Source organism: Candidatus Schekmanbacteria bacterium RIFCSPLOWO2_02_FULL_38_14 (assembly GCA_001790855.1).
Classification (GTDB): domain Bacteria; phylum Schekmanbacteria; class GWA2-38-11; order GWA2-38-11; family GWA2-38-11; genus 2-02-FULL-38-14-A.
Genome location: MGDH01000010.1, coordinates 74720 through 86984 on the forward strand (window position 1 = coordinate 74720; position 12265 = coordinate 86984).

Annotated in this window: 11 protein-coding genes; 3 read left to right on the top strand and 8 right to left on the bottom strand. The window is 36.9% G+C overall.

Annotated elements, in window-relative coordinates:
• Window positions 1–95: 95 nt before the first annotated feature.
• The 8 genes from A3H37_11070 to A3H37_11105 all read right to left on the bottom strand — a co-directional run bounded on the left by A3H37_11070 (window position 96) and on the right by A3H37_11105 (window position 10745).
• Window positions 96–1241, bottom strand: a complete 1146-nt coding sequence (locus A3H37_11070) for a hypothetical protein (protein ID OGL51009.1) — start codon at window positions 1239–1241, stop codon at window positions 96–98.
• Window positions 1242–1289: 48 nt separating this feature from the next.
• Window positions 1290–1973 (bottom strand): hypothetical protein, encoded by a 684-nt coding sequence (locus A3H37_11075; GenBank protein ID OGL51010.1) that lies wholly within the window; start codon window positions 1971–1973, stop codon window positions 1290–1292.
• A 60-nt stretch (window positions 1974–2033) separates the two neighbouring features.
• Window positions 2034–2591, bottom strand: coding sequence for a hypothetical protein (locus tag A3H37_11080; protein ID OGL51011.1), 558 nt, complete (start codon window positions 2589–2591; stop codon window positions 2034–2036).
• A gap of 28 nt (window positions 2592–2619) precedes the next feature.
• Window positions 2620–5868 carry a hypothetical protein gene (locus tag A3H37_11085; protein ID OGL51012.1) on the bottom strand — a complete coding sequence of 1083 codons (3249 nt, stop codon included), beginning with the start codon at window positions 5866–5868 and terminating at the stop codon, window positions 2620–2622.
• A gap of 12 nt (window positions 5869–5880) precedes the next feature.
• The gene (locus A3H37_11090) at window positions 5881–6570 is read right to left on the bottom strand and encodes a hypothetical protein (protein ID OGL51013.1); all 690 of its coding nucleotides are present in this window, start codon (window positions 6568–6570) and stop codon (window positions 5881–5883) included.
• A 330-nt stretch (window positions 6571–6900) separates the two neighbouring features.
• On the bottom strand, window positions 6901–8301 hold the full coding sequence (locus A3H37_11095; GenBank protein ID OGL51014.1) for a hypothetical protein: 1401 nt from the start codon (window positions 8299–8301) through the stop codon (window positions 6901–6903).
• Window positions 8302–8316: 15 nt separating this feature from the next.
• Window positions 8317–9789 carry a hypothetical protein gene (locus A3H37_11100; GenBank protein OGL51015.1) on the bottom strand — a complete coding sequence of 491 codons (1473 nt, stop codon included), beginning with the start codon at window positions 9787–9789 and terminating at the stop codon, window positions 8317–8319.
• On the bottom strand, window positions 9786–10745 hold the full coding sequence (locus tag A3H37_11105) for a hypothetical protein (protein ID OGL51016.1): 960 nt from the start codon (window positions 10743–10745) through the stop codon (window positions 9786–9788). The genes A3H37_11100 and A3H37_11105 overlap by 4 nt, the downstream gene beginning before the upstream one ends.
• 298 nt (window positions 10746–11043) lie before the next feature.
• On the opposite strand from A3H37_11105, the gene A3H37_11110 reads away from it, so the two are divergent.
• From A3H37_11110 to A3H37_11120, 3 genes are all read left to right on the top strand, one after another.
• Entirely contained in the window at window positions 11044–11673 is a 630-nt protein-coding gene (locus A3H37_11110) for a hypothetical protein (GenBank protein ID OGL51017.1), read from the top strand.
• Window positions 11674–11744: 71 nt separating this feature from the next.
• Window positions 11745–12041: a hypothetical protein gene (locus A3H37_11115; protein ID OGL51018.1), complete on the top strand. Its 297-nt coding sequence runs from the start codon at window positions 11745–11747 to the stop codon at window positions 12039–12041.
• Window positions 11992–12216 (top strand): hypothetical protein, encoded by a 225-nt coding sequence (locus A3H37_11120; protein ID OGL51019.1) that lies wholly within the window; start codon window positions 11992–11994, stop codon window positions 12214–12216. The genes A3H37_11115 and A3H37_11120 overlap by 50 nt, the downstream gene beginning before the upstream one ends.
• Window positions 12217–12265: the final 49 nt, after the last annotated feature.

Sequence of the window (12265 nt, forward strand, 5' to 3'; positions counted from 1 at the left end):
GTGAAAACAAAAGCGATTTTTAAAAAACTGATAGGAAGTGGACTGGTTGGATTGGGGTTATGGAAGAGAAGAAAAATTTAGTATAAGGTGAGGAGTTATAAGTTTCTTCGTCTTTTCTCACACAGAGGACATATATTCTCTGTTCCAACAAATTCGCCTTTGCAGCGATGGCATACTCTCTTCTTTAATCTAACAAGCTCAACCATTTTGTCTTCAGTCAGCTTTTTCATGCTTAGCCTTGGCTGTACTCCGATTGCCTTTACAAGACAAACATCCTGACAAAGCCTGCAGTTTGTGCATCTCTGCTCATTAAAATAAATCTTAATAAAGGCTTCATCAGAAATCCTGCTTATAGCTCCTGTTGGGCAGAGAACGTCGCAAACATTACAACCCATGCAGTTTTCTCTGATAAAGGCTGTTGCAAAAGGAATAAAGGTATCAGGAGATAAAACTTTCTCTTCCTGATTAGAATCCTTTAAGAGACTCACCAAATGCGGCCTTTTATGATTCTGGAATTTCCTGGTCTGCGCACCAGGTATTTCTTCCTTATTTTCAGATTTATACAGATTAGCCAGAGTATTAGTTGTCTCTAACATTACTTTGCTTTTTATTCTTTTAAAGAATTTTCTCCTGTCCAGATTCTCTTCTCTTTTAACCTTGCCCTCACCCTTCTTAAATTCAGAGAACTCACCAAGGACCTGAATGCTATCTCCTTCTAACCCTAATGAATGAATAATAAAGATAGCTAATTGCCTTATCTCATGAAAAAGCGCCTTTCCCTTTTCAATGCTACATCCTTTACAATCCGGAACCTTTATCTCTATTCTGCCTGACCTCTTTAAAACCAGATGGATGAGGATGTTTTCCGTAAGCCTTCCAACGCATTTTAAGGAAATTAAATCAACATTTTCCTCAATCCCTTTTTCACACGTAAACCTCACAACCCTTTCAGGATTATTCTTAAGAAAATCCTCTGCAATGGATATTATTGAAAAATCGTTCTTGGTTTCAGAGTCAAAAACACCGTTCGGGCAGGCTGAAATGCAGCAACCGCATTCAATGCATTTATCATCTATAGAAATATTATTTTCTATACTGATTGAGCCAGCCGGACAGAATTCAACGCATCTTCTGCATTTTGACTTGGGAGACCTTACAGTCGGGCAGAGTTCAGGAATGATAATTATGTCCTTTCTCGTAAAACTCTCCAGCGCCTTATTAATTATTTTTGATTCAAGCATAATATATCTAAATAAACAGGCGAGACGCCTGTTCTACTCTCTTTATGATCATCCTTTTATAAATGCACAATTTAATGTATTGCTATCAGAAAGGACAAAGTCAAGGGTGATTTTCGCAATGGCGAGATAAAAATTATTTTTTGTTTTTTCAAAAATTTTTTCACATAAATCTGGAAGCCAGCACAGAATGTGCTCTTTTAAGAACTTCTTTTCCATTTTCTGAAGGGAGGTTATAAGTTTAGGATTATTTTCCTTATAAGCTTTTTCTTCTTCCTTGCAGAGAGTAGCCATAAAAGCAAGCTCTGTTCCGATATGGTCTGGAAGTTCATGGTATTCATTGGGAATCTGAAATCCAAGTCTGGTATAAATTTTTTTAACATCAACCCCAGACTTTCCGCTCATACAACCATGGCGATACACTGATTCATAAGGGGTAACAAATTTCGAAAGAGGAACCTTAAACAAATCATGGTATTCCTGAACAAGGCTTCTAAAATCTTCGTTGTTTATATTTTCTAACTCAGAAATAAGTTGTTTTGTTCCATTAGAAATAAAAGATGAATTTACCGAAAAGGCTGCAATCTCTCTTAAAGTTCCAAGGGTATCTGCAGTGGGAGTAGTCAAAAATAAAGAGGAAAGGAAAAAGTAAAAATTACTTCTCTCCCACGCTAAATTAATAAAATTTTCATTTCCCTTTTCCAACATAATTTTAAAAGTAGAAACCAACCCCAAACAATAATCTCTTTACCTGAACTCCATGTAGGAGTTGGTTTCTACTGAGTATTTCTAATATTACCACGCTGTAATCCAACCCCACTCAAATGTTACTGATGGATTTGTATAGCTTCTTGAAGAAAACTTCTCAGGAACAGTTCCTGTATTGCCAACGTCTTCACCAAAGCTAAGGGCTTTCCCAATGCAGGTATTAACGCATGCAGGCTTTAAACCTGTAAGAGCACTTCCTGCACTGTTTAAAACCCTATGAGCGCAAAGCGAGCATTTCTCCATCTTCTTTGTGCTCCCATTAAACCTTGGAGCCCCATAGGGACACACCGTTGCGCAATACTTGCATCCAATACATTTACTATCATCAATAAGCACAACTCCGAAATTTGCATCCTTGCTTATTGCTTCAACAGGGCAAGATTTCAGGCACGCAGGCTCTTCACAATGAAAGCATGACATTGTCACAAAAAGCCTTTTTGGCTCTGTTTCTGTCCCTCCCTGCTTTTCAATAACTGCTCTATATCTTGTTCCTTTTACAGTATTTAACTCAGCATTGCAAGCTACAGCACAAGCTCTGCATCCAGCACATTTAGCAAGATTTATTGTAAAACCTAACTGGCTCATTCTTTAAGCCTCCTTTCAAATTTTTATTTTAACTTAAAACCTTTTCAACCTTAACTTTACTTATATAGAAACATGCCTGACCAGAAATCGGGTCTGTAAGGCATAGTTCAGGGAAATCGGGGTCTCCTCGCTGGACCAAATTGCCATTAGGACCTACACCGATTTTTGAGTCATAGGCTGAATCTACGCTATCAACTTTATAAGGTTTTGAACCAAACCATTCTCTTCCAAAATGGTGGTCAATAACAACTGATTTTTGGCGAAGCCCATTTATTACTCTGACCTTGCCCTGTGTACTCTGTCCATTGGATGAAGTTACTTTGACTATGTCACCTGTTCTTACTCCAAGACTTCCTGCATCTGTGGAGCTAAGATATATAAACCCTTCAGGCTGGAGTTCAAGGAGCCATTCATTGCTTGTTGACCTTGACTGAACTTGCCATGCTCTCTTATATGTGTTCAGAGTGTAGTCATATCCAGTAACTTCTTCAATTAAGGTTCCTTTAAGCCCAATATTCGGTTCTTCCCATTTCGGGATTCCTGAGTATTCTTCACCTGTCAACGCATTCTTTGCATGGGCAACCTTTTCTGAAAAGATGCTGATAAGGTCACCATATTTGTTTTTTATCCAGTCTGGTGCACTTGAATCTTCAATCTGAGCCGGATTCTCCCATCTACCAGCCATCTTCATATATTCAGTACTACTATCTCCAGGTCCGCTGGTTTGACCTTCACTTCCTAAACCCGAAGAGAAATCCCCTGCTTTAAAGGCTTCATCCCAGAACGAATAGGCTGTATCAAGATGCTTACCTGTGCCTATTCCATCAGTCCCAAAATTTGGAAGGTCTAAAAGCTTTGCCATCTGAATCAACTGTTCATCATATGGCATAGGACCATTCCATGCATCAAGAAGAGCTGAAATATCACTGAAAGAGCTTCCAGTTAATTCTGCATCAGCAGGGATATAAATCCACGCAGTTCTATCTCCTATTGTAATCTGTTTATATGAGCCGATTACAGGTCTTCTAATTGTGCCAGCCTTTGTTTTTAATGTTGGATAACTTGTAAATGGAGTTGAATACCTCTCAAGATAGGTGCTGTCAGGAAGGATATAATCTGAAAGCGCTGCAGTCTCATCCATAAAGATTGTGCAGGAGACTACAAGAGGAATAACATAGCTTGAACCATCCTTCTTCGTCAGAGCATCCCTTACTCCCTGGCTATTTGGTTGAGTATAAGCAGGGTTAAAGCAATAAAGCATCAGTGCCTTATATTTGTAAGGATAACTTACTGCCATGCTCGGGATTGCTTCCTGGCTTATTACACTTGCGAGATAATACCACTGCCTTGTTGGTGTGGGTTCAGTTCCCTCATATTTTGAACCTGCTCTGTCAACCCTTACACCACTTGTAAGACCGCTTGAAACAGCTCTTGAAGGCTCTTTTCCTCCAAACCTTGGACCTGTGCAATAACCCCCAACTTTATCTACTCTGCCAATGATGGTATTGAGAATGTTTATAGCTCTTGAAGTCTGATATCCATTTGGATGCCCCCAGGCACCTCTATAAGCTTCTAAACAAGTCTTTTTGCTGCTATCGGATAAATCGCTTGCCAAAGTCTGAATAGTAGTTCCACTCACATCACAAAGGCTTGCCCATTCTGAAAGTTCCTTACTCATCACCTCATCTTTTAACAGCTTAAAAGCTGTGGAATAATTAAGACTATTTTTTGTTCCAGAGGATTCAAGTTTTGCAGTATCAGCAGAAGTATATGGCACAATTGAACCATCGCTTTTTTCCACAGTAAAGGCAATTGATGCAATAGCTCCGCTACTTGCTGAAGCAGCCTTTGTGTTGAAGCTTCCCCTTGTGCAACCGCTTGCAGAGGTTCCAAGCGTTTTATTTGTATCATCCTTTGCCGGATAATAGATTACCTCATCACCAATTTTTATAAAACCCTTTGAAGGAAAGGTACTTGTGTCCGCAACAGGAATAACTTTGTCAGAGGATGTTATAGCTGAAGAAAGGGTTGTTACTCCTTCTGTTAAACCTGCAGCAGAAGCAGTCAGAAATTCCTCGCCTTTACCACTCGCAGTTTCTACCAGAAATGTTGCATCAGTATAGTTTTTATATCCTGCTGTGCTTGCCGCTGATTCATTTGGAATGGAAAGATAAGCACTCAAGTGCTTGTTGTTTTCTATTATCCATCTTATCATTCCCATGACAAGAGCAAGGTCTGTGCCGGGTTTTATTGGAACCCACTGGTCAGCTTTTGAGGCAGTATGCGTGAAAAATGGGTCAACCACAACGATTTTGCCACCATTTGCCTTCATTGCCATCAGTTTTCTTGCCCAGAAAGGAGTCCCCACATTTGCCTCAAGTGGATTTGTTCCTAAGAGAATTAGATATTCCACATTGTCAAGGTCAACCCTCATGTACTTATAAGAAGCTTTTTTAGGACCGGTAAATGTTGTTTTAGTTGGCACAGCATAATTGGTATTGCACAAAGAGCTATGCTCAATATGATTTACTGTCCCAAAGGATTCATTAAATCTTTTTGTTATCTGGGAAATCTGGTCCCTTCCTCTTATCCAGACATATTGATTTGCCTTAAAGCCGAAGTTTGAAGCATCGCCTGATTTTGCTTCATTTGCATAGTCAGTATCAGAAGATGTCAGTTTTTCTGAAACACGCTTTGATGAATCAGGAGTGCCTCTTATAGCAGACAATCCTATAAAAGAGCCTTCAGGAAGAGTCCCCCCATTGATTATCTCATTAAATGCCTGCTTCCATGAGATAGCCTGCCATTTTTCTTCACCCCTTGCACCTGTCCTTTTCAAAGGAGTTTTAACCCTGTAAGGGTCATAAAGGGTCTTTATTCCTGCATTGCCACGACCACAAGGCGTACCTGAATTTTTATCAGGTTCTGAAATATCTGTTAGAGCTGCCTCTGTGCCTGCTGTTGAATAATCATTTGTATGCGGACAGAAGGGATTCCCTTCGATCTTCTGTACGATGCCACTGCTGTCAATTTTAACCTGAATGCCGCATCCTGCATTGCACATCATGCAGGCAGTACGGATTACTTTTACACCTGTATCGCCTACATTTGGGTCAGGGTCATTTAAGGCATAGAGGTTTTTCAACTCAAAACCTGAAAGAGCTGCTGTTGTGCCTGCAACAACACTGCTTACCTTAAGAAATGTTCTTCTGGAAACCTTAGCCTTGTTTCCAAAACCTGTATTTTTTATTTTTTTAAACGAGTTTTTTGTGTTCATTCTCCCCTCCTTTTATTCTTTATAAAATTCTTTACCTATACTTCCTGGAGCATGGCATGGATAGCATATTGCAACATCAACATTTTTTCTTAAACTCCCGGCAGAACGTTCCACAATATCTGTATTCTTGTGGCAGTACAGGCATTTCGCATCATTAGTTTTCCCGGGAATAATGGAAAGTTTTAGTATTTTAAGGACATGGAATGTATCAATTGAAGAATTCAAGCTTGTTTCTTTCAGAATACCCTTATGACATGAAGCATTTGTGCAATCTGTTCTATATTGGCTTGAATTCTTGTCATGGATGGGGATGGGATTGCCGGTAAAAGGCACAGGCTCCTCGCAGTCATTTATGCATTTCTGAACCTTTAATCCCTTTAACTTCTTTGCTTTTTTCCCATTAGTATTTTCAACTATTATGGTTCTGTAACCAATCTTTGCATCAAGGGCTACTTCAACCTGCACCTTTATTTCTCTACTTTTCACTGTTGTTGAGAGTACAGTAATCCCTTGACCCAAATTTACCTCTGCATTCTGTTTAAACCCACTACCCTTTATGGTAATTGTTTTTGTATCGTTTTGCTTTATAAGCTTTGGCACTATTGCTGTTACTTTAATTTTTGATATTGCAGCAAAAGCACTTATAGGTATTATAAATACCCCAATCATTATGAATAAAATCAAAAACCGAAATTTTCTCATATACCCCCCTTTCAAAGGAACAAAACTTAACGTATTGAAATTTTTAACTAATTATATCAATTCTCTCTCACCACCTCCTATTGACTATAAGCAGAACACAAAAAACTAAGCAAATTCCATGCCAGAAGATTTAGCAGAATTTGACTGAGGGGTTTAAGTATCTGAAAAGATAATAAATATTTATCTTTTAAAATAAAATTAAGAACCTGTTTTGATTGAATGAAAGTTGCTTGTTTTGCAGAATTTCAGGCAGTGGTTTAAAAAAAATCTAGTGAAGTCTTATATAACTATTTGTTTTTATTATTTAATTTTATTCAACGAATTCCCGTTTTAAGTTTCCGTATTTCCGTCACCAACATCATTCTCAAGCCCGTATTTATTTACTTTATCGCAGAATGTCGACCTCTTCATTTTTAAAAGCTGCGCGCCAATAGTTTTATTCCCTTTGCTCTCATTTAAAGCCCATGCTATCAATTCTTTTTCTGCCTGTTCCATTATTTCATTAAATACCCTGTTATCAGGATGAAGTTTTGTAACATCAACAAAAGAACCTGTATACTGAAAATAATCTATTCTTTTCTTTACCATATCTGCTGTTAGCATATCTCCTTTCATTACTGTAACCATCTGCTCAACTATATTTTCAAGCTCTCTCACATTTCCGGGCCAATAGTAAGAAATTAACTCCTGCATAGCTTCAGGCTCTATTTTTGGAATCTCTTTTGCCTCGCGTTTGCAGAATTTTTTCAGGAAATAATCAAACAATAGCGCAATATCCTCACTCCTCTCCCTTAAAGGCGGCAATTCTATGTTCACAACATTAATCCTGTAATAAAGGTCCTTGCGGAACTCTCCATTTCTGACTTTTTCTAATAAGTTCTCTTTTGTTGCTGCTATTACTCGTATATCAACCTTGATAGGATTTGTTCCTCCTACTCTTTCAAATTCTCTCTCCTGCAAAACCCTTAATAGCTTAACCTGTATTGAAAGAGGCAGGTCATCAATGTCATCAAAAAAAATTGTTCCTCCATTAGCGAGCTCAAACCTGCCAGGTTTTCTGCCTATTGCACCAGTAAATGAACCTTTTTCATGGCCAAAAAGCTCAGATTCAAGAAGGTTCTCATTAAACACAGCACAGTTAACCTTTATCAAAGGGTTATTTCTTCTTTTGCTGTTATAATGAATTGCATTGGCAACCAGTTCTTTTCCTGTTCCGCTTTCACCCTGAACCAGAACAGTGCTCTGGGTATTTGCAATACATGAAATTAACTCATAGATTTCTCTCATTATTTTGCTTTTCCCGACAATATTGCAGCATTCGTATTTTTCAAACAGCTTTTCCTTAAGCTCAAGGTTTTCAGATTTTAACCTTTGAAATTCTTCAATCCGCTTAAACATCAGCAAAAGTTCATCAAGCTCAAAGGGTTTGGTAATGTAATCATAAGCCCCCTGCTTCATAGCCTCTACGGCTGTCTCCACAGTTGCATAAGCGGTCATCATTATTACAACAGCCTCAGAATCGATTTTCTTTATCTCTTTTAAAAATTCTATTCCATCCATCTCTGGCATTTTTAAGTCAGTTATTACTATATCAGGGTTTTCTTTCTTAAACCTGTCAAATCCTTCTATTGCATTTTCACAGGAAATGACTTCATATCCATTCTTTGACAGAAAATCAGTAACAGTAACTCTTTTTATAGGTTCATCATCTGCAACCAAAATCTTTTTCATATAAGTCCCTTAATATTATCTAATCAAAGGCAGTGATACCTTAAATGTGCTGCCGACTCCTTCTTTGCTTTCAGCCTCTATTTTCCCTTTATGCTTTTCTACAATCCCCAGACTTACTGAAAGCCCAAGCCCTGTTCCTTTACCCTGTTCCTTTGTTGTAAAAAACGGGTCGAAAATTTTATTCAAATTATTTTTAGATATCCCACTTCCATTATCTGAAACCTTAATGTTAACAAAACCATTTTCTCTCTCAGTAGATACTTTGACTACTCCACTGCCATCTACTGCATCAAGACTATTCATAATCAGGTTTATTAAAACTTGCTGGAGTTGATATTTATTGCCAAATACTTTTGTAATCTCCTTACAAAACTCTTTTTTGAAAACTATCTTCTTTTTCTCAATTCTGTAATTCACAAGGGAAAGAGAACTTTCTGCTATTTCATTGACATCAACCTCTTCCATCTCATAGGTCCTGTCCTTTGAAAAATCAAGAAGCTCGCGAACAATAAGCTCTATTCTCTTCAGCCCGTCCATTATCAGCTTTATGTACTTGCTGGTTTGTTCCCTGTTATCTGGTTCTTTTAAAATCATCTGGAAACAATCCTTAATTCCGTCAAGTGGATTGTTTATCTCATGAGCAACTCCTGCTGCAAGCCTGCCAATTGAGGCAAGCTTTTCTGATTGAATAATCTGGGACTGTGCCTTTTCCAGGTCTTTTTTAGCCTGTCGTAACCTGTCAATCATTTTATTGAACTTCTCACCCAGCAGTCCTATTTCATCCCTGTTTTTTATTTCAATCTCAGGATGAGATAAATCAGAAGATATTTTGTCCATGGCATCTGAAAGCTTTGAAATCGGCTCTGTTAATCTTTTGGCAAGAACCCAAGTAATTATAACAGAAACAAATATGAATCCAAGTGCAACAAGTATTATTTCAATGTAGAGTTTTATTAAAAATGGCTTCATAAATTCCATTGAAAATCCAACCCTCAATGTTCCCCATTTCTTTGTTGAAATAGCAAGCGGAGTTGCCACATCAAGGATTTTAATTTTTTTTATTGGGTCATAATAATATTGCTTCAATGTCTTTTTTGCTGAAGTCGCTTTTAAACTTACAGAGTCATTGTATATCCTGCCATATTTTTTATAATCATTATGAGCAATAATTCTGTTATCCTTATCAAGAATCATAGCATAGACTACATGAAGCTTTTTATTTTTCATTATCTGCAAAATATAATTGTCAAGCAAGCCTCCTTCTTCAATCAACCCCAATTCCTGATATAAAAGTGTATTTGTGCAGGAAACCCCAAGGGCTTCTACCAGAGTAATGCCATTCTGTTCAGCTTTATCAATTAAAAGCCTTTCTTCCTGATTTTTCTCTACATATCCCACAACAATCATCAGCACTATTATTAGAGTAGTTGTATAAGCAATATACCTTCTTTTAAGACTCCATCTTATCTCTTTTAAACCTCTTTTCATCCTTTTGGTCCTCTGTGGCATGTTTTTCCGCAGACTTTTGGGATATCCAGGATAAGTTCTTTAATACGTTCATAGTCATCATCATGAGCCTCTATAAAACCATATCTGAATTCCTCATCCCAGTTCTTCATAATTTCCCAATCCAAAGGATTTTTCGGATTAAGCTTCAGGAGGACTTTTTTAACAGCTTCAACCATTTTAGGGTCAGCATCCTTCCTTACTGTAATAGGGACACTTGGAATCGGGTCAGATTGAGCTAAAAATCTTAAACCTCTTGGTTTGTATTTTAAGGCAACAACATCTTTTACTGCGCCAGCATCATACTCACCTTTAAGAACTGCCTGCGCCACAGCATCATGGTGCCTTAAATTTATATAGGATTTCAAATCTTCAAGCTTTATTCCATGATTAAAGAGCAAATAGCGCGGGATTAAATTCCCAGATGTTGATTTGATTGAAGCAAAGGCAAAACTTTTTCCTTTAAGGTCATTCAACGAATATATATTGTTGTCCTCTTTTGTTATAATTATGCTTCTATAGAAAATATCTCCACTGCTTGTTCTTGGACGCAGGATACTCTTGGCATTGAATTTCAGGTTGCAATCAATAAAAGTCACTCCACCAAGGGATGCAATATCAGTCACTCCGTAATGAAGGTCATCCTCTGTCTCATTGTATGTTGAACCGAGCTTAAGCTCAAATTTATATGGTGTGCTTGCAGTCAAATAATCCATAATTGGCTGGTAATTTTCATACATTACCATTGGATTATATCTGGAAATCACTCCAAACTTTATAACCTCTTTTTTGGGTTCCTCATTTTTAGGCAGTGAAACTACCTTTTTGTTTGCATCAATATCCACCTTTTCGCGCTTACATGAACTTGGAGCTAATAGAATCGTTAATGGCAGGAATAAAAGAAAAACAAATATTAAAAACCTTCTCTTTGCTCTCATAGCTGTCCTTTGAACTTTACACTTTGAAATTCTAATTTCTATTATGAAATTTTATTCAATTTATTGCTGCAAGGAATGACAAAGTCAAGGGGGATTTTTTAAATTCCTTTAAGTATGCAAGAATATCTTGACAATAAATTCTTTCGCTATATATTTTTTTTAATTGCAGAATAAAGCTTGAAAGTAAATGTTAGAGTTTAAAAGATTCACAATAACTACATGAGTGATATTGTAACTTCAAATCTCGAATGGTATACATCGGTTGATCTTTTCCCATTCACTGACTTCTATATTACCCATGAATACAACTATACTTTTTGACAAACAAAATCTTAAGTACGCAAAAATTGCCACATGGGATTTAGGCAACCAAGTGCTTTATAATTTATGCTTAAAATATCCAAACCATAAGAACAAGTCTGAAGTATTGGCGAAAATATGGTTAATAGGTAGATCTTACGCTGCTTCTATAGAGCGACGTAAAAATAAAAATCATAAAGGTGAAGATAATGAAATGTTTTATGAGAAAATAGTTGCACCAGCAATGATTAAATCAAGATTAGATCATTATCTATCCAGATTGGATATATATAAAGAGATTTCCGACTTCAATATTGAATTAATTTTAGAAACCCATAAATATTTAGTAGATTTATTTGTGAGCATTACAGAACTAAACAAGAGGTCTCTTGCTTCAAAATATTTACACTTTCACCGTCCAAATCTTTTTTATTTATTCGATTCAAGAGCTGCAAATTCATTGAGAAAACTGGTACCTAAATTGGCAAATGATAAATATTTAAATTATGATTCAACATATACATCATTTTATCTAAAAGCATATTCACTTAATAGGTTCATCAAGAATAAGTATGATATTGCTCTTTCACCACGTGAATTAGATAAGATTTTATTGTGGATTTATTAACAAAAACGATGAAAAGGTATTGTCAAACTCAATTATAACAGTTATAATAAGACAATAGAAACTGACAAGATATGCTTTTATTTGAATGGGATCTGAACAAGGCAAGAAAAAATATAAAAACTCACGGCGTATCTTTTGATGAGGCAAGCACAGCTTTCAAAGACACCTTATCATTAACTATTTACGACCCTCTGCATTCTGATAAAGAAGACAGGTTTATTTTAATTGGGAATTCCTGTGAAAATCGCCTTCTGGTAGTTGTTCACACAGAAAGAGGAGATAAAATCAGGATAATAAGCGCAAGAAAAACAACAAGAAATGAAAGGAAACAATATGAAGAGAATGCGAAAAGATCCAGACATGCTTGAAGAATATGATTTCAGCAAGGGCATTCGGGGAAAATATGCTGAAAGGTACAAAGAAGGAACAAATGTTATAGTTATTGAACCCGATGTTGCAAAATTTTTCCCTGACCATGACTCAGTAAATCAAGCACTGCGATCCTTAACTGAAATTATTAAAAAGCAGAAGAAGATTGCATAATAATTAAACCCAGTGGACGGGCTATTGCCGCCTCTGACACCAGCCATTA